Origin of the sequence: Planococcus koreensis, assembly GCF_004761975.1 — a bacterium.
Lineage (GTDB): Bacteria > Bacillota > Bacilli > Bacillales_A > Planococcaceae > Planococcus > Planococcus koreensis.
In genome coordinates, this window is record NZ_RQII01000039.1 from 39,562 (window position 1) to 56,877 (window position 17,316).

Here is a 17,316-nt window from a genome sequence, read left to right on the forward strand (position 1 = left end):
GAAAAGGATGAGGAGGCTATGGGATGGAGCAAGCATTGTTCTGGGGAGCGTTGGCCGGATCGGCAAATTTGCTTGGGGCTTTATTGGTGCTTTGGCTGCCGCTGAACCAGCGCATCATTGCCGGCGTCATGGCTTTGGGTACAGGTACGCTGATCGGGGCTGTGGTTTATGGACTTCTTGGAGAGGCATTGGCAATCGGAACCATCCTGGATATTGCACTTGGCTTTCTGGGCGGAGCAGCGTTGTTTGCGGCCATCGATATCATCATCAGCCACAAAGGCGGCCTCCACCGGAAGCGTTCGGGACATGGCAAAGATGCCCCGAACGCTGCAGCGACCGGTTCAGGCTTGGCGATCTTTATCGGGACCGTGATGGATGCAATACCCGAAACTGCGATAATCGGCTTGAGCTTAGTCCACGAAGGGAAAGTGAGTGCCGTTTTGATAGCGGCGATTTTCATCAGCAATTTGCCGGAAGGGATTTCCAGTGCATCCGGATTGAAAAAAAGCGGATATGGCATCGCCCGGATTCTGTTGATGTGGCTTGCGGTGCTGATTGCATCGGCTGTCAGTTCTTTGCTGGGTTTTACGTTCTTGGCACAGGCGTCAGTTGATACACAAGCCATTTTGGCTTCATTTGCAGCTGGAGCCATCATTGCGATGGTGTCAGCAACCATGTTGCCGGAAGCCTATGTAAAAGCAGGGCCAATTGTCGGATTCCTAACCGCATGCGGATTTTTTATCGCTTTGATTTTGCATTAAAGACAAAGGGATTTTCGCTTCACTCAGCTCAGCATGATAATCCTAGTCAATGCTCGAACGATTTCCATACTTCCGGCAGCAGCGACGTGATTTCATGCGCGAGCATCGTATGGGCAGAACGCGTCTCAACCCATTTATCCGCACAAGCTCCGTGAAGATAGACGGCGTTCAGCACGGCGTGCCGCCAATTATCGTGGCAGCACAGCATGCCCAAAATCATGCCGGCCAGCGTGTCGCCGGTGCCGCCTTTAGACAAAGCGGCGTTGCCGGTTGGATTGATGCGGACGTCGCCATCCGGGAAAGCGATGATTGTGTGATTCCCTTTTAAGACAATTGCAACACCCCATTTTTTGGCGAATGAAACGGCATGGAAGACGCGGTTTTCCGCCAAATCTTCTTTGACGATGCCGGTGATCCGTGAAAATTCGAGCGGATGGGGGGTGAGTATGATAGGGGCGTGCCTTTTTGGATAGCTTCGCATCGACAACGCCCCGGCGTCAAGCACCAACGGACAAGGGCTGGCAAGCAAGGCTTGGACCGCTTTCTCCGTAACATCGTCTGGATGGACGCCAGGGCCCGCAGCAATCGCCCGGTACCTTTCGAGCTCGACTTCACCAGCTCCCACTTTCCTCAGCCCTTCGCGCAAATAAATCGATTCCGGCAACGCAGAAACGACGCCGTTGATGACTTCCGGATCGGTGCCAATTTCCAGTTTCCCGACACCGCTCCGCATCGCTCCGAGCCCGGCCATCAATGCTGCGCCCGGCATATCGCGTGTACTCGCGAGCAGCAACGCAGTTCCGAATGTTCCTTTATGCCCGCCGTCATCTCTTGCAGGCAGCGTGGCGCTGACATCTTTCGCGGTCCAGAATAACCGCTGTCCATCCTGTATCGGCATAGAAAATCCTCCTGTCGGTGGTAAAGCCGTTATTTTAAATCGGATTAATGGTAGAATATTCTTGCTATTGATTATCTCATACATAGGAGGGAATACGCATGGTCCAACAATTGAACAGCCGCATTTACCTGATTGACGGCTATGACCTGGGCGTTAAAGAACGTACCGGTACATACGTCATTGCGGAAGACGAGCTGACGCTCATCGACACCGGCGCCAGCCCGTCGGTTCCATATATCAAACAAGGGCTGGACGAACTTGGCTATACGCTTGACCAGGTAAAATACATCATCGTCACACATGTCCATTTGGATCACGCCGGAGGAGCGGGCTTGCTGCTGCAGGATTGCCCGAATGCCAAAGTGGTTGTCCACCCCAAAGGCGCACGTCATTTAGCGGACCCGAGCCGGCTGATTGCGGGGGCACGGATGGTCTACGGCGAGCAATTTGATCCTCTCTTCGAACCGATCGTGCCAGTGCCAGAGAATCGGCTGATAGAAAAAGCAGAAGGCGGCCAATTGAAAATCGGTCCGGCGTGCACGCTGGAGTTCTGGGATACACCGGGGCATGCCAAACACCATTTCGGCATATACGACCCTATCAGCAACGGCATGTTCGCCGGGGATACAGTCGGCATCCGCTACCAGCAGCTCGTCGCGGACGGCATCCCTCTGTTTCTCCCTTCGACGTCGCCGAACCAATTCGACCCTGCGGCGATGCAGCTCGCAATCGACCGTTTCCAGGCAGCGAACTTCGATGTTATTTATTATGGCCATTACGGCATGGCTTCCGAGCCGAAAGAAGCGCTGCGCCAAGCAGGTGAGTGGCTGGTCGAATTCCTCGAAGCGGCAGAGGACGCATTTGATAAAAAGCAGAGCCCGCAGGAGCTGGCAGCCCGGTTGCAGGAACTGGTCCGAACACATCTGAGTTCGCTGGGCGTTCCAGAAAGTCACGTCGTATACAGCATCATCAAAGTCGACATGGAAGTCAGTGCGATGGGCTTGCTGGATTATCTATCGAAATAAAAGCACGGCCAATCATTATATTTGCAAAGTGCAAGTTTATTGGTATAAGAAATATATAGTTATTTTTGGAGCAACTGACAATAAAAATGATATTTGAAACATAAAAAAACGGCACCCTCAAGGGCGCCGTTTTTTGCCATTACATGATTTCTTTTACATAGGTTTCGACTTCTTCAGCAGTTGCTAAAGCCAAGATGCGCTCAGTGTGAGACGCCATTTCAGCTTTCGACAATTTGCTGATTTGTTCACGTGCTTTCAAAATCGATGAAGCGCTCATCGAGAATTCGTCCAGGCCAAGACCGAGCAGGATCGGAATAGCGATTTCATCGCCAGCCATTTCGCCGCACATGCCTGTCCATTTGCCTTCTTTATGAGATGCATCGATGACCATTTTGACCATCCGCAAAATCGCTGGATTGTAAGGCTGGTACAAATACGAAACATTTTCGTTCATGCGGTCAGCCGCCATCGTATATTGGATCAGATCGTTCGTGCCGATCGAGAAGAAATCGACTTCTTTGGCAAATGTATCGGCCATCACTGCAGTGGATGGAATTTCCACCATGATGCCGATTTCAATCGAATCGCTGACAGCAATGCTTTCAGCCGCCAGTTTTTCTTTTTCTTCCATCACCAAAGCTTTTGCCGCTCTGAATTCTTCAAGCGTCGCGATCATCGGGAACATGATTTTTAAATTGCCATGCACGCTTGCGCGCAAAAGGGCACGCAGCTGCGTACGGAACATGTCCGGCATTTCAAGGCATAGGCGAATCGCACGAAGCCCCAAAAATGGATTCAATTCTTTTGGCAGATCCAAATACGTCAATTCCTTATCGCCGCCGATATCGAGTGTGCGCACGACGGTAGGTTTGCCATCCATCGCTTTCAGCACAGCCGAATAAGCTTCTACTTGCTCTTCTTCGGTAGGGAAGGCATCGCGCCCCATATAAAGGAACTCGGTCCGGTAAAGGCCGATCGCTTCTGCACCGTTGTCGACAGCACCCGTCGCATCTTTTGGCGTGCCGATATTGGCGCCAAGTTCAACCGGGTGGCCGTCAGCCGTTACAGTCGCTTCGTTCTTCAATTTTGCCCATTCCGCTTTTTGGCGGTCATAGGCAGCTTTTTTCTCTTCGTATTCTGCGATTACAGCCGCATCCGGATCAATGATGACGACACCTTTAAGGCCGTCGACAATGATGAACGTGCCGTTTTCAATCGTTTCCATGACTTTCTTGGCACCGACGACAGCCGGGATTTCCAGCGTGCGGGCAAGGATTGCCGAATGGGAAGTGCGTCCGCCGATATCAGTGATAAACCCTTTTACGAATTCAGGATTCAATTGCACCGTATCGGATGGCGTCAAGTCTTCCGCAAGGATGATCACTTCTTCTTCGATCAAGCTTGGGTTTTGGATGGTGACGCCAAGCAGATGGGCAGTGACGCGTTTTGTCACATCACGGATATCCGCTGCGCGTTCTTTCATATAGTCGCTGTCCATCGCTTCGAACATCGCGATGAACATATCCGAAGTTTCTTTCAACGCGAATTCAGCGTTGACCGTATCGGATTTGATTTTTTCGGTAATCGGACCGACCAATTCAGGATCGCTCAAGACCAGCAGGTGTGCGCCGAAGATGGCCGCCTCTTTGTCGCTGATTTGTGCAGCTGTGCGTTCTTTGATCGTTTCGAGTTCAGCGCTAGCCTTTGCAAGAGCTGCTTCAAAACGCAGCACTTCCTGATCGGCGTCATCAATCGCCTTTTTTTCTACAGTCAGATCCGGAGTTTCCAAACGGAACGCTTTAGCGAGAGCGATGCCGTTTGAAGCCGCAATTCCGGAAAGGGTGCGTGTCATTAGTTAGAAAGCCCTTCGTTTTTCATCACTTCTGTGATTTGTGCGATTGCTTGTTCTTCGTCTTCACCGTCTGCGGCGATCGTAACGGTAGAGCCTGAAGAGACGCCAAGGGACATAACGCCTAAAATTGATTTCAAATTGACTTTCTTGCCATTGAATTCCATTGTGATGTCTGATTTGAATTTAGACAATGAACCGACCAATGCTGATGCCGGGCGTGCGTGGATTCCTGCTTCATCTGTAATAACGAATTGTTTTTCTGTCATGTTAAATTCCTCCTAGTGTTTTTTGAATGCATTTAGCTGAATTCATTTTTATTATGAACGATTATGAATGAAAATCAAACTAAATGATTGTTTTTGATTGCTTATGAATGATTATGATTGATTTTGGAAGCGATTTCAAGTAATATCAATTTAACAAAAGGTTCAGTCATCCCCGGTCCGGTTTTCCGGCCGTTGCGCAAGGATGGCTGGACGCTCCCCGGAACACTGCGTGAATTTAAATCCCGGGGAGATTCATCACAACAAAAAGCAGGTGATTGCATGCTGACAAACGAACGCCATGAATTCATCCTGAATCTGTTGGAACAAAAGCAGACCATCAAGATTCAGGACATTGTGGATTTGACCGAGGCGTCTGAATCGACGATACGCCGCGACCTGACCGTTCTCGAAAACCGCAACCAATTGGAGCGGGTATTCGGTGGAGCGGTGCTACCGGGACGCAATTTGTCGGAACCGACGATCAAAGACAAATCCGCCCGCAACCTAGAAGAAAAAGACAGCATCGCCAAACTGGCCGCTTCCTTAGTACAGGACGGCGACAGTGTCTATTTGGATGCAGGCACGACGACTTTCCAGATGATCCGCTATTTGCGGGACAAGAACATCGTCGCGGTGACGAACGGCTTGACGCTTGTCGAAGAACTCAATGAACATGGCATTACCGTGTATTTGACCGGCGGCCTGTTAAAGCCCCGGACCGGTGCGTTCATCGGCGCACAAACCATCCAGTCGTTGAAAAACTATCGCTTCGATGTGTGTTTTCTCGGCGTCAACGGTTTCCATCCGGAAATGGGCTATACAACTCCCGACCCGGAAGAAGCGGCTGTCAAAAGGCTCGCCAGTTCGCTCGCCAGTGAAAGCTACGTCTTGGCGGACCATTCAAAAGCCGACAAAATCAGTTTTGCCAAAATCATGGAGCTCGGCGATGCCGTATTGATCACCGATTCGATCTCGACCGAGCTTCGGGAAACGCTCGAAAAGAAAACTACAGTAAAGGTGGGAACGCGATGATTTACACATGCACAATCACACCGTCATTGGATTATACCACTTATTTGCCCGACTTTACTGCCGGTAAGCTGAACCGCACCGGTGAAGTGTATTATTACCCCGGCGGCAAAGGCATAAACGTTTCACGGGTTTTAAAGCGCCTTGGTGCTGACAATATCGCATTGGGCTTTACAGGCGGTTTCACAGGTCATTATATAGAAGAGTTCTTAAAAAAAGAAGGAGTTGCCACTGATTTTATTGAAACTGATGAAATCACGCGCATCAATGTCAAGATCAAATCCGCGCAAGAAACGGAATTGAACGGGCCCGGGCCGAACTGGATGCGGTTCAGCTGAACGAATTGGCGGACAAGGCCGGAAAAATGCAAAAGGGTGATTGGCTCGTGCTCGCTGGCAGCTTGCCGGATTCGATTCCGGAATCCTTTTTCATGGACCTAGCGGAAACTTGCCGCAGGCTCGGCGTAAAATTCGTCCTCGATACGTCCGGACCGGCTTTGGCGAATTTGATTCAAAATGGGCCCTTCCTCATCAAACCCAATCAGGAAGAGCTCGGGGAATTGTTCGGGCGGCACATCACAGACATGGCAGAAGCAGCATTTTACGCTAAAAAGTTAGTGCATTCAGGCGTTCAGCATGTTGTGGTTTCCATGGGCGGCGATGGCGCTTTGCTTGCAACCAGCGAATTGCTGCTGCAGGCGAAAGCGCCGAAAGGCAAAGTCATCAATACAGTGGGGGCGGGCGACTCGCTCGTTTCCGGTTTTATCGCTTCTTACGCCATGGACGCCGATGCTGAAAAGGCTTTCCGCTACGGAGTTGCAAGCGGCAGCGCCACCGCATTCAGCCCGGATCTTTGCACGAAAGACAAAGTTGATGCTGTGCTCGAGTTTGTTGAAGTCTATCCAATAAAAGAAGAGGATGTGGCAAAATGAGAATCACGCAATTATTGACAGAAGAGACAATTATCCTGAATGTCGCGGCACGCACGAAACCGGAAGTGTTGGCAGAATTGGCAGCACAGCTTGACCGCGCCGGCAAACTGAATAACGAACAGGCTTTTCTCCAGGACATCATGGCGCGCGAAGGGCAAAGCACGACGGGCATCGGCGACGGCATTGCCATCCCACACGCGAAATCGAAAGCGGTAAAAGCCCCGGCGATCGCATTCGGCCGCTCCCATCAAGGGCTGGATTACGAATCGCTTGACGGCCAGCCTGCCCATCTGTTCTTTATGATCGCAGCAAGTGAAGGCGCAAATGACGACCATTTGGAAGCTTTGTCCCGCCTTGCGACTTTCTTGATGGACGAAAAATTCCGCACGCGCATTCTGGAAGCGACATCAAAAGAGCAGATCCTGCAAGCGGTGACCGACAAAGAAAATGAAGTGGACGGCCCTGCTCCAGAAAGCAGCCACCCGGCAGCCGCTGGCGGGAAACGCATCCTGGCAGTCACGGCGTGCCCGACCGGCATCGCCCACACGTATATGGCGGCAGAAAAACTCAATGAACGTGCACGGGAGCGCGGCATCGACATCAAAGTCGAAACGAACGGCTCCAGCGGCGTTAAAAACCGGCTGACGGATGCTGACATTGCAGCAGCGGATGCCATCATCGTTGCGGCAGACACGAAAGTTGAAATGGCGCGTTTCGCCGGCAAGCCGGTCATCCAGACCGCAGTCGGCAAAGCCATCTACGAAGCGGATAAATTGCTTGACCGTGCGCTAGCAGGCGATGCGCCTGTCTACCAGCACGATAAATCAAAAGATGAAGCGTCTGAAGGCGATGGCAAAGGCGGATTTTACAAGCATTTGATGAGCGGCGTTTCGAACATGCTGCCATTCGTCGTCGGCGGCGGGATCTTGATTGCACTGTCGTTCTTCTGGGGCATCAACGCATCGAATCCGGACAGCCCTGAATACAATGCGTTCGCAGCGATGCTGAGCACGATCGGCGGCGGCAAAGCGTTTTACTTGATGGTTCCTGTCCTTGCCGGTTTTATCGCAATGAGCATCGCCGAACGCCCTGGTTTTGCGCCAGGTATGATCGGCGGTTTGATTGCCACAACGGTCACGGGTGTTGAAGAAGCAAGCGGCGGTTCTGGTTTCCTCGGCGGTTTGATCGCCGGTTTCCTGGCTGGTTACGTCACGTTATTCGTCAAAAAAGCTTTCTCTGGACTGCCGAACTCGCTTGAAGGGTTGAAGCCGGTGCTCTTTTATCCGGTGTTCGCTATTGCCATCACGGGAATCATCATGATGTTGGTCAACCCGCAGCTGACGAAAGTCTACACAGGGATTTCAAGTTTCCTTGAAAGCCTGGGCGGCACGAACTTGCTGCTTGTCGGCTTATTGCTTGGCGGCATGATGGCGATCGACATGGGCGGCCCGATCAACAAAGCTGCTTACACTTTCGGCTTGGCGATGCTGAGCGCAGAGAATTTCGTCTTCATGGCTGCCGTTATGGCAGCGGGCATGGTTCCGCCGCTTGGTTTGGCATTAGCTACGACGTTCTTCAAGAACAAATTCACGAAAACAGAACGCGAAGCGGGCAAGACGGCTTACGTGCTGGGCGCCTGCTTTATCACTGAAGGTGTCATCCCGTTTGCAGCCGCAGACCCGGCCCGTGTCATCCCGGCTACTGTTGCAGGTGCATCGGTGACCGGAGCGCTTGTCATGCTGTTTGATATCGGATTGCGTGCACCACACGGCGGCGTTTTCGTCATCGGACTGGTGGACGGCGGAGCGATGAACATCGCGCTTTATGCACTGGCTATCCTGATCGGATCGGCTGTCACGGCAACCGTTGCCGGCCTCCTGAAAAAGAAAATCGCTGTTCCAGCAGCAGCTTAAGCAACACATAATTCCTGCCGCATCCGGAAATTCCCGGATGCGGCTTTTTTATGGGGGCAATAAAGAGGAAAAAGCACAGCAAAGACGAAATGTATAAAGGACAGCAAGGCAACACAATGAGTCAACGAGAGAGTCAGCTGCAGGCCGTGCAAAAGCGGCGCTTGGGGCTGGCTCGGCAGGAGGGTGATCGTGGTGGAGCCGGAAAAAGAACAACCTAAAGTAAAAGTACTGGCTAGCTTGTTGTGGCGGTGGGTGTTGAACAATCGAGTGGTGGCAATTCTTTTGGTGTCGCTGCTGATCCTCTTGAATTTATTCCTATTGACGAAAGTCCTTTATCTGCTGGAGCCGCTCAAAGGGTTCTTCAGCGCAATGGGGCTGCCGCTCGTCATGTCGGGCATCCTCTATTATTTGCTGAACCCGCTTATTGACTGGCTGGAGAAGAAGAAAGTGCCGCGCATCACGGGCATTTTGCTGGTGTTTCTGGTGCTGATCGGCTTGATTGCTTGGGGCGTCGTCATTTTGATCCCGATCATCCGCGAGCAGATCATCTCATTGATTCAGAACTTCCCGGCGTATTTGACCACCTTCACCAGTCAAGTCGACAGTTTGCTGCGGAGCGATGTGTTGTCGAGGCTGCAGCAGCAATTATTGGGGGATAGCAGTACATTGGGCGAAACTTTCTCGGGCCAAGCGGAAGCAATCCTCGACAATATGTTCGGCAACATCGGCAGCATTTTCGGAACGCTGACGTCGATTGTGCTGGCGCTTATCACGACGCCGTTCATCTTGTTTTATTTGCTGAAAGACGGCCATAATATGCCTTATCACATCATGAACCTCGTGCCGTCGAAGATGCGCGAGAAAACCTACATCCTGCTGCGGGAGACGAATATGCAGGTCAGCCAGTATATCCGCGGCCAATTGGTTGTTGCGTTCGCAGTCGGCGTCATGTTCTGGCTCGGCTTCGTCATTATCGGCATGGAATATGCCTTGATCCTCGGCATCATCGCGGGCGTCTTGAACTTGATTCCGTTCCTAGGGACGTTCATCGCGTTGTTTCCGATCGTCATTGTCGCGCTTGTCGTCCATTCGCCGATTATGCTCGCGAAAGTGCTCATTGTCTTCGCCATTGAACAGACCTTGGAAGGCCGTGTCATCCAGCCGCTGATCCTCGGCAGCAACTTGAATATCCACCCTGTGACCATCATTGCCGTGTTATTGACTGCCGGAAATTTGTTCGGCATTCCGGGCGTCATTCTTGGCATCCCGGCCTATGCCGTCATCAAAGTATTTCTCGTGCATTTGTTCCAGTGGTACCAAGCGTATACGGGGCTGTACGAAGATGACTTCAATCCCGCCCCGAAACCGCTCGTGTCAGCCAAGAAAAAGAAGAAGCTGTTGGCGATTAAAAGGAAATTGCAATGACCGGGAATGTTTTATCGCTCAAAGAATCACCCAGTTTGGAATGAAATTCATCCTTAAGGAGGTTTTAAAATGGTCGTGGAAGCGAAACCGGAATTTTTCATGAAAGTGAACGAGGCATTCAGCAACAGGGACATCGATTTTATCGCAAGCATCATCGCGGACGATGTGGTGTGGACGCTGCATGGCAAAAAAGCGCAAGGCAAAGATGCGTTTATCGATTACATGAAAATGATGGACATGGACAGTGGGCTCGGAACGGAGCTGACGATCGACACTTTGCTGACGGACGGTGCGGAGGCGGTGGTCAAAGGCAAAATGACGTTCAACACATCGACAGGCGAAGAAAAGACCTATCTGTACTGCGACATTTACCAAATGCACGACATCGAAGAGAAAATCCAGGACCTGACATCGTTCATCATTGCGCTGGATGAATGAAAAAGGTTAGGAATTTTGGCGGGAAGTTATGGTAAGATAGAAAAAGGCAATTGAAAAGGGTACTCAAGGGTGGTCGGCCATCCCCGGAAGAAAGGGGGTGGTGCGGATGACAGTTTTCGAAGCATTGATGTTTGCGGTAACGTTTGCAAGCTTGGTGCTCGCAGTGACGTCATCAAACCAAAAAAAATAACCCGCCCTTGAGTTGACTGCTCGGCGGGTTATTCCTTATGAAGAAAGCTTGAGGCTGATCTCCCTTGGGAGGACCTATTGATTGCTTGCCACCGGTGTTAGCGCACCGGTGGTTTTTTTCTGTTCTATATACCTACTATATACTCCGCTCCTGAAAATTTCAAGCTGCCTGCATCTTTGCGTTTCGCCAGCAATTCCTGCACAATGGATTTATCTGATAATTGAGAGGGGAATGGCTATGGCACAATCATTATCAGGGAAAATCGCATTTATTACCGGAGCGGGGAAAGGCATCGGCCGGGCATCAGCGCTCGCACTTGCAAAAGAAGGGGTGCATATCGGCTTGATCGCCCGCACCGAAGAAGACTTGAAAAAAACGGCGGCAGAAGCTGCGGCCCAAGGCGTCAAAACGGCTTATGCGCTTGCGGACGTATCCGACCTCGGACAAGTGGAACAGGCGATTGCAAAATTAACGCAGGAACTTGGAGCCGCCGATATTTTGATCAATAATGCCGGCATCGGCAAATTCGGTCCGCTACTGGAAATTGCACCGGAAGACTGGAAGCAAGTCATCGACGTCAACTTAATGGGCATGTTCTACGTGACGCGCACCGTGCTGCCCCAATTGATCGAAAAAAACGGCGGCGACATCGTCAATATCTCTTCGATGTCCGGCTTGAAAGGCGGCGCAGGGTCCAGCGCGTACAGTGCGTCGAAATTTGGCGTTCTCGGGTTGACGGAATCGTTGTCGCAGGAAGTGCGCAAGCACAATATCCGCGTATTCGCATTGACGCCGAGCCGCGTCATCACGGATTTTGGCGGCAGCAGCCAGAAGCCAGCAGACAGCGACGAGAAATTCATGCAGCCGGAAGACATTGCCGAGTACATCGTGGCCCAGCTGAAGCTGCACCCGCGCATATTCATTCCATCGTCAAGCCAGTGGGCAACCAATCCGTTTTGATGGCGAAAATCCGCTGAGAAACAAGCCAGGGAGGATTTCAAGAATATGGTGAAATGGAAAGAGGAAATCATCATCGACCGCGATATCGACAAAGTCTGGCTGTTGTTCCAAGACCGCAGCATCCAGAAAATCATGCCGAAGATCCACAGCCATGAACTTTTGGAAGGGCATAACGACCAAGCCGGTGCGAAACACAGCCAAAGCTATTACGAAGGCAAACAGCTCATGAGCTATGTGGTCGACACAAAAGCATATACGGACCTGCCGGAGCTCAAAGAACGTACGGTCGAGTTTTTGATGGGGCAGTCGATTGTCGTGAATTATGCCTATCGCCTTGAAAAACTGGAAGCGGGGAAAACCCGCTTCATTTATTCGGGCTTTAATAAAGGGCTTACGGCCTCAGCGAAAATGATGCTTCTTGCCGGCAGCAAAAAAAGCCGGCAAGCGACAGCCCGGACGTTCATGGAGCGGGTCAAAGACGAGGCGGAGAAAATGGCATAGGCAAGACAGGCCGAAAAGGGGGCAATGGGATGATTGAATGGAAGCAAAAGCGCATCATCGATGCCAATATCGAGACGGTATGGGACTTGTTCAGAGACGACAATATCCAGCGGATCATGCCGAAGCTGGAAAAGCACCAGCTCGTCGAAAAACGGGAAGATCAAGTCGGTGCCAAGCACCAACAGACTTACCGCCAAGGCAGCCGGCTGGAGACGTATATCGTGGAAACGGTGGCTTACCAAGACACGCCGGATGAAAAAGTGAAGCAATTGCATTTTGTGCTCGCTAACCTTTTCGAAGTCGATTTGCAGTTCAGGCTGCAGAAAATCAGTGAACAACAGACACGCTTTGTCTACGAAGGGTCGAACCGCGGCACGAATCTCGTGGGGCGGACGATGCTGAAGATGGGCGGCACAAAAAGCAATATGGAAACCGTCAACGAGTTTATGGACTTGGTGGAATCGGAAGCGGTGAAAAGGGAGAGAAACCGATGAGGCAATGCCCGGAATGCCGAGGCGCAATGGCTGAAGATCTGAAAGTTACGATCAAAGGCGCCATGTACGGCTTGAAAATCACCCGGAAAAAACGTGGATTATTCAATAACGCCACAGCGGAGCCGAAAGCGGCTGTCTGCAGCAATTGCGGAGCGGTGGCGTTTTACGTTGAAAACCCTGACGATTTTCGGGAATAATGATTTAAAAAACGTAAATGTATTAAACTACTTAAGGATAATACAATGAAAATCAAAAACGTAACAAGAAAAAACAGCGGAAAACGCAAATGGGTTTTTAGTGTATGGACGAAACCAAATAGCTTTTGAGCCGTAAATAGAGAGAGAACTTTTAGGGGGAGATCCAATGATCGACATAACTGAAAAGCACGGAACAGAAAGAGTAAACCCGTTCACCGCTGTTTGGCTGCAGACGCGCAAAGCTGCCCGCTTTGTTATTGAAGAAAAGTCCACAGGATTTGCCATTATGCTCATTATGCTTTCAGGCATCGGCAGCGGCTTGATGGGGATGCAAAGTTCAGGAGGCGGCGCAGGCATGGCCGGCTGGCAGATATTTTTGCTTACGATCATTCTCGGGCCAGTGGTCGGATTCGCGAGTGCCGCTTTCTTGTCCGCATTGTATTTGCTCGTCGGCAAACTGTTCAATGGGACAGCGACTTATATCGAAATGTTCAAAGCGGTTGCGGTTTCAATGATTCCGTATGTCTGGATTGCACCGATTTTATTGGCATGGGCGACGCTCGCACCGGCTACATATTTCGCTGATCCACTGGCGGAAACCAGCACTGGGGAAGGCTGGGGAACACTGATTGTCCTTGGCACGCTATCATTCATCCTGTCTATCTGGGGTATCATCATCCAGAGCAAGGCGATTGGGGAAGCGCACCGGTTCAGCAGCTGGAAAGGCTTTGCGACGGTGTTGATCCCGGCGATTGTCATTGGCGTCGTCATCGTTGTTGTGATTATTTTGTTCGTGATGCTATTTGCTGCCGCGTTGTAAGCTGAAAAGAAGGCTCAGGCCTTCTTTTTTTATGGAAAGAAAAAGTACATGTAGGATATTACATAAGGTATTTACTGAATAAAATTCAAAACAAGCAACCAAGAAGGCAAACCGTGAAAATCGATCCGCTATTTAGCGCACAAGTTCAAGTGTAGCAAAAGCGCACAGTGGAATCGATGATAAATAAGCGTTCTTTTAGCAAAAAAATCTGTTGGTGCTGTCATCATGTGGTAGAAGGAGGGAAGCGCTATAACAGCTTATTTTTGCTATACTAGAGGAAAGGACTTATTATTCAGTTAATTGGAAGGAATGTTAAATGGGTTAATTCCGTGTAATCGATTAGGTGAATTTGGTAGTAATGAGCTTTTATGCGCGCTCAGCGGAATTTACGAGCGTTCAGGAGAATTTACGAGCGTTCAGCAATATTTACGCGCGTTCAGAAGATTTGTGGTAGGAGGTGGGACAATGTTGGTCTATTTGCGTATTTTCATCGAAATAAGTCTCATACTGCTGTTCATTTTTTACGTCAGCGGCCGGCTGATCGGCTCCAAGGTCCATGTCGTCAAACGCCTGCTGTCGGTGATTCTGGGTGTCAGCCTGACATCGCTCGTCTATTGGTATTCCTATCTGCGTTTTACGGATTATTTTGAACAGGGCTTTTTATCCGCTGTGACCGATGCCAGTACGCTGATTTGGATCGGCAGCATGCTGATGATTTCGATGCTGTTCTTCTTGTTCTTCGAGCTTTTTGAAGCGAACGGTTTCGGCGGCAGCGGTGCGACGCTGACGAGCCGCGTGTTTTTCTTGAAACGCTTGCTGCATCTTTGGCGCCGCCAGAAGCGGTTGAGCAAAGTGCTTGAAATTGCGGTGAAAAACGGCATTTCCAGCACGTTCCACTACGCACGCCACCGCGAAAACGAACGGCAATTGGCCATCGCTTTGCGCAGGACGCTCGAGCAAAGCGGCGGCATCTTCATCAAGTTCGGGCAAGCGCTGTCAACGCGTTCCGATCTTTTCCATCCCATTTTTATCGAAGAGCTCGGAAAATTGCAGCAGAACGTCGTACCGTTGACCGCCAAGCAAGTGAAGGAAGTTCTCCATAAAGCGCTGCCCGAGACGTTTGATGAGGTTTTTGAGTCTTTTAGTATGGAACCCTTGGCCGCAGGGTCAATCGGCCAGGTACACCGAGCCGTGCTGCGGAAAAACCGTGATGAGGTCGTTGTCAAATTGCTGCGGCCGGACGTCTCGACAATCATGCGCGACGATCTGGACATCCTGGTGGAGTTTGCGGAATGGGTGGCATTGAAATCGACATGGGCATCGAATATCGGCTTCCGGGAGCTTGCCATCGGGTTCGCCAATGCATTGCGGGAAGAAATCGATTTTGAAATTGAAATACGCAACACGATCCAAATCGGCAACATTCTGGCGAAAAGTCCATACACCGTGAAAGTGCCGCACGTTTACCGCGAATACAGCAATTATAATTTAATCGTCCTTGAGTATTTTAAAGGCAAGAGCATTCCGAAAGGCAAAGAAGTTTTTGAGCAGTTCCAAATTCCGCAGCGTGATTTCTCGCGGACGGTGCTGTTCTCGTATTTGGAGCAAATGCTGTTCGCCGGCATTTTTCATGCCGATCCGCATCCTGGCAACATTTTCATCGACAGCAGGGACGGCTTGCCGGTGCTGCTGGACTTCGGGGCGGTCGGCCGCCTGGCCAAAGTGCAGCAGGAAGCTTTGAATTTATTCGTCATCGGCGTCCAGCAAAACGATGCAGAAATCATCTACGATGCTGTCACGGACCTTGTGGAAGACAGCAAGGACATCGACCGCCAGAAATTTGAACAGGCGATCGGGCAGATTTTGCTGCGGGTGTCATATGTCGACCGCATTTCAACCGATGAACTGATCCATTCCATTTTTGATGTCGTACGGGATTTCGGCCTGTCGTTTTACCCGTCTGTCGGCATTGCATTGCGGGCATTGATTACGCTTGACGGCACCTTGCACACAATCGACCCCGGATTCGATATGTTCACCGAAGCGAAAACATTCGCAAAAGAGACGAAAACCGCGATTTTGAAAAAGCCGTTCCGTGAACCGCGCGAAGTCAAAGAACGCATTGAAGAAGAATTGGCGCTTATCATACCGGAATTGAAGAAATTTCCGAAACGTGTGGATCACCTGCTGCGAAAAGTGGAGGGAGGGCGCATCATTCTGCACCACGACATCTTTTCGGACAAATCGAATGCCCATTTCGTGGCGCTGATGTTTTCCCGCTTCATCCTGTTGATGACAGGCATTACGTTCGGCATCGTGTCATCTGCTTTGCTGGCGATTGCCCAGTTTATCGATACGGTGTACGCCGTTTACTTGAACACAGCCGCCTATACCGGCTTGTTCCTGTGCGTGATTCTTTTGGTGAGGCTGTCCATCCAAGCTGTCCGGGACATGAAAAACGATCGCTTGTAAAGATTGGTGCTCGATGATGCCAATAAAACCTCTAAAAAACGCATTCATTTGAATGTGTTTTTTAATTGTTAAAGTCAACCATAATAGGTATGATGAAAGAAATGGATTTTTCAGAAAATTATTGTGGGGGTTTAATGATGAATAACTTGAAGCAAATCGAGGAAATCCGGAAATTCAACCGCTTTTACGCGAATGTCCTTGGCAAAATCGACCAGGAAATCTACCAGCAGCCATATCCGTTGGCAGAAGCACGTGTTTTGTCGGAACTCCATGCGCAAAAAGGCGCGACGGCTTCAGAAATACGCGAAAAACTGGGGCTGGACCGGGGCTATATCAGTCGTATGCTGCAAAAATTCGAAGACAGCGAATTGATTTTCAAGCAGCAATCAGCCGATGATAAACGCCGCATTTTGCTGGGATTGACCGAAAAAGGCGAAGAAATCCACCAGCAGCTCGTGAAAAACGCCAATCTAGGCGTCAGCAAGATGGTCGCCGCGCTGTCAGAACGCGATTTACTGAAACTGACCGCCGCTATGGAAACGATCGAAAGCCTGCTGCAGGCCCAGCAAGTCCCTGATAAAATCATCATACGGCCATATGGTCCTGGCGATGCCGGTTACATTGCGCATCTGCACGGTACGCTGTATGGCAATACGCATCAATTCAGCCATGATTTTGAATTCTATGTGGTCAAAGGCTTGGCAGAGTTTATGGCCGATCCAAGTGGCGGCCAGTTATGGATCGCTGAAGTGAACGGTGTTGTTGCCGGATCCATAGCAATTGCAAAAGCTGGAGACCATACTGCGCAATTGCGCTGGTTTATTATGGATGAAGAGTTCCAAGGGTTGGGCATCGGGAAAATTCTGATGGAGACGGCAATCGACTTTTGCCGCGAGCAAGGCTATCAGCATGTATTCCTGTGGACGGTCAACATCTTAGAAGCTGCGCGCTATCTGTATAGCAAATACGGTTTTAAGCTAATCGAGCAAAAAATGAACACAGATTGGACTGCAGACGAGTTGACGGAAGAACGTTGGGATCTGGAGTTGGAACCGATCAAGGCATTGTCTGCAGAACGCGATGTGCAGGATTAAGCGTGGATGCTCAAGAATCGTGATAAATAGCAGCAAAAGTCAGAAGAAGG

The 17,316-nt window shown here is 50.5% G+C and carries 16 protein-coding genes and 1 pseudogene; 14 read left to right on the forward strand and 3 right to left on the reverse strand.

Annotated features, from left to right (window positions below; genetic code table 11):
• Window positions 1-23: 23 nt before the first annotated feature.
• Window positions 24-761 carry a ZIP family metal transporter gene (locus EGV91_RS09260; protein WP_135502903.1) on the forward strand — a complete coding sequence of 246 codons (738 nt, stop codon included), beginning with the start codon at window positions 24-26 and terminating at the stop codon, window positions 759-761.
• A 46-nt stretch (window positions 762-807) separates the two neighbouring features.
• On the opposite strand, the gene EGV91_RS09265 is transcribed toward EGV91_RS09260, so the two are convergent.
• Window positions 808-1,659, reverse strand: a complete 852-nt coding sequence (locus tag EGV91_RS09265) for an NAD(P)H-hydrate dehydratase (protein ID WP_135502906.1) — start codon at window positions 1,657-1,659, stop codon at window positions 808-810.
• Window positions 1,660-1,757: 98 nt separating this feature from the next.
• On the opposite strand from EGV91_RS09265, the gene EGV91_RS09270 reads away from it, so the two are divergent.
• Window positions 1,758-2,684: an MBL fold metallo-hydrolase gene (locus EGV91_RS09270; protein ID WP_135502909.1), complete on the forward strand. Its 927-nt coding sequence runs from the start codon at window positions 1,758-1,760 to the stop codon at window positions 2,682-2,684.
• 139 nt (window positions 2,685-2,823) lie between these two features.
• On the opposite strand, the gene ptsP is transcribed toward EGV91_RS09270, so the two are convergent.
• Together ptsP and EGV91_RS09280 are read right to left on the reverse strand one after the other, a co-directional pair.
• Window positions 2,824-4,536, reverse strand: coding sequence for a phosphoenolpyruvate--protein phosphotransferase (gene ptsP / locus EGV91_RS09275; protein ID WP_135502912.1), 1,713 nt, complete (start codon window positions 4,534-4,536; stop codon window positions 2,824-2,826).
• On the reverse strand, window positions 4,536-4,802 hold the full coding sequence (locus EGV91_RS09280) for a phosphocarrier protein HPr (RefSeq protein WP_135502914.1): 267 nt from the start codon (window positions 4,800-4,802) through the stop codon (window positions 4,536-4,538). Before EGV91_RS09280 ends, ptsP begins: the two co-directional genes overlap by 1 nt.
• 279 nt (window positions 4,803-5,081) lie before the next feature.
• Here EGV91_RS09280 and EGV91_RS09285 point away from each other — a divergent pair, with 279 nt between their 5' ends.
• The 12 genes and pseudogenes from EGV91_RS09285 (at window position 5,082) to EGV91_RS09340 (ending at window position 17,266) form a co-directional block, all read left to right on the forward strand.
• The gene (locus EGV91_RS09285) at window positions 5,082-5,834 is read left to right on the forward strand and encodes a DeoR/GlpR family DNA-binding transcription regulator (RefSeq protein WP_135502915.1); all 753 of its coding nucleotides are present in this window, start codon (window positions 5,082-5,084) and stop codon (window positions 5,832-5,834) included.
• A pseudogene (pfkB, locus tag EGV91_RS09290) lies at window positions 5,831-6,762 on the forward strand (1-phosphofructokinase). Before EGV91_RS09285 ends, pfkB begins: the two are co-directional and overlap by 4 nt.
• Entirely contained in the window at window positions 6,759-8,675 is a 1,917-nt protein-coding gene (locus tag EGV91_RS09295) for a PTS fructose transporter subunit IIABC (protein WP_135502916.1), read from the forward strand. The pseudogene pfkB and the gene EGV91_RS09295 overlap by 4 nt, the downstream one beginning before the upstream one ends.
• A 189-nt stretch (window positions 8,676-8,864) precedes the next feature.
• Window positions 8,865-10,100 (forward strand): AI-2E family transporter, encoded by a 1,236-nt coding sequence (locus tag EGV91_RS09300; RefSeq protein ID WP_241666157.1) that lies wholly within the window; start codon window positions 8,865-8,867, stop codon window positions 10,098-10,100.
• A 69-nt stretch (window positions 10,101-10,169) separates the two neighbouring features.
• Window positions 10,170-10,538 (forward strand): nuclear transport factor 2 family protein, encoded by a 369-nt coding sequence (locus EGV91_RS09305; protein ID WP_135502917.1) that lies wholly within the window; start codon window positions 10,170-10,172, stop codon window positions 10,536-10,538.
• A 427-nt stretch (window positions 10,539-10,965) separates the two neighbouring features.
• A complete protein-coding gene (locus EGV91_RS09310; protein WP_135502919.1) occupies window positions 10,966-11,688 on the forward strand; it encodes a 3-ketoacyl-ACP reductase in 723 nt (240 codons plus the stop codon).
• Between the two features lie 45 nt (window positions 11,689-11,733).
• Window positions 11,734-12,189 (forward strand): SRPBCC family protein, encoded by a 456-nt coding sequence (locus tag EGV91_RS09315; protein ID WP_135502921.1) that lies wholly within the window; start codon window positions 11,734-11,736, stop codon window positions 12,187-12,189.
• A gap of 29 nt (window positions 12,190-12,218) precedes the next feature.
• Entirely contained in the window at window positions 12,219-12,683 is a 465-nt protein-coding gene (locus EGV91_RS09320; RefSeq protein WP_135502923.1) for an SRPBCC family protein, read from the forward strand.
• Window positions 12,680-12,880 carry a nucleic acid-binding protein gene (locus tag EGV91_RS09325; protein WP_135502926.1) on the forward strand — a complete coding sequence of 67 codons (201 nt, stop codon included), beginning with the start codon at window positions 12,680-12,682 and terminating at the stop codon, window positions 12,878-12,880. The genes EGV91_RS09320 and EGV91_RS09325 overlap by 4 nt, the downstream gene beginning before the upstream one ends.
• A 166-nt stretch (window positions 12,881-13,046) precedes the next feature.
• Window positions 13,047-13,700 carry a YIP1 family protein gene (locus EGV91_RS09330; RefSeq protein ID WP_135502928.1) on the forward strand — a complete coding sequence of 218 codons (654 nt, stop codon included), beginning with the start codon at window positions 13,047-13,049 and terminating at the stop codon, window positions 13,698-13,700.
• Between the two features lie 465 nt (window positions 13,701-14,165).
• On the forward strand, window positions 14,166-16,172 hold the full coding sequence (locus tag EGV91_RS09335) for an ABC1 kinase family protein (protein ID WP_241666158.1): 2,007 nt from the start codon (window positions 14,166-14,168) through the stop codon (window positions 16,170-16,172).
• Window positions 16,173-16,306: 134 nt separating this feature from the next.
• Window positions 16,307-17,266 (forward strand): bifunctional helix-turn-helix transcriptional regulator/GNAT family N-acetyltransferase, encoded by a 960-nt coding sequence (locus EGV91_RS09340; RefSeq protein WP_241666159.1) that lies wholly within the window; start codon window positions 16,307-16,309, stop codon window positions 17,264-17,266.
• Window positions 17,267-17,316: the final 50 nt, after the last annotated feature.

Excerpts from the sequence above, each read along its gene's own strand:
- EGV91_RS09265 (WP_135502906.1), bottom strand. The coding sequence starts at position 1,659 with ATGCCGATACAGGATGGACAGCGGTTATTCTGGACCGCGAAAGATGTC.
- EGV91_RS09310 (WP_135502919.1), top strand. The coding sequence starts at position 10,966 with ATGGCACAATCATTATCAGGGAAAATCGCATTTATTACCGGAGCGGGG.
- EGV91_RS09260 (WP_135502903.1), top strand. The coding sequence starts at position 24 with ATGGAGCAAGCATTGTTCTGGGGAGCGTTGGCCGGATCGGCAAATTTG.
- EGV91_RS09335 (WP_241666158.1), top strand. The coding sequence starts at position 14,166 with ATGTTGGTCTATTTGCGTATTTTCATCGAAATAAGTCTCATACTGCTG.
- EGV91_RS09270 (WP_135502909.1), top strand. The coding sequence starts at position 1,758 with ATGGTCCAACAATTGAACAGCCGCATTTACCTGATTGACGGCTATGAC.
- EGV91_RS09305 (WP_135502917.1), top strand. The coding sequence starts at position 10,170 with ATGGTCGTGGAAGCGAAACCGGAATTTTTCATGAAAGTGAACGAGGCA.
- EGV91_RS09315 (WP_135502921.1), top strand. The coding sequence starts at position 11,734 with ATGGTGAAATGGAAAGAGGAAATCATCATCGACCGCGATATCGACAAA.
- EGV91_RS09320 (WP_135502923.1), top strand. The coding sequence starts at position 12,219 with ATGATTGAATGGAAGCAAAAGCGCATCATCGATGCCAATATCGAGACG.
- ptsP (WP_135502912.1), bottom strand. The coding sequence starts at position 4,536 with ATGACACGCACCCTTTCCGGAATTGCGGCTTCAAACGGCATCGCTCTC.
- EGV91_RS09325 (WP_135502926.1), top strand. The coding sequence starts at position 12,680 with ATGAGGCAATGCCCGGAATGCCGAGGCGCAATGGCTGAAGATCTGAAA.
- EGV91_RS09285 (WP_135502915.1), top strand. The coding sequence starts at position 5,082 with ATGCTGACAAACGAACGCCATGAATTCATCCTGAATCTGTTGGAACAA.
- EGV91_RS09295 (WP_135502916.1), top strand. The coding sequence starts at position 6,759 with ATGAGAATCACGCAATTATTGACAGAAGAGACAATTATCCTGAATGTC.
- EGV91_RS09330 (WP_135502928.1), top strand. The coding sequence starts at position 13,047 with ATGATCGACATAACTGAAAAGCACGGAACAGAAAGAGTAAACCCGTTC.
- EGV91_RS09340 (WP_241666159.1), top strand. The coding sequence starts at position 16,307 with ATGATGAATAACTTGAAGCAAATCGAGGAAATCCGGAAATTCAACCGC.
- EGV91_RS09280 (WP_135502914.1), bottom strand. The coding sequence starts at position 4,802 with ATGACAGAAAAACAATTCGTTATTACAGATGAAGCAGGAATCCACGCA.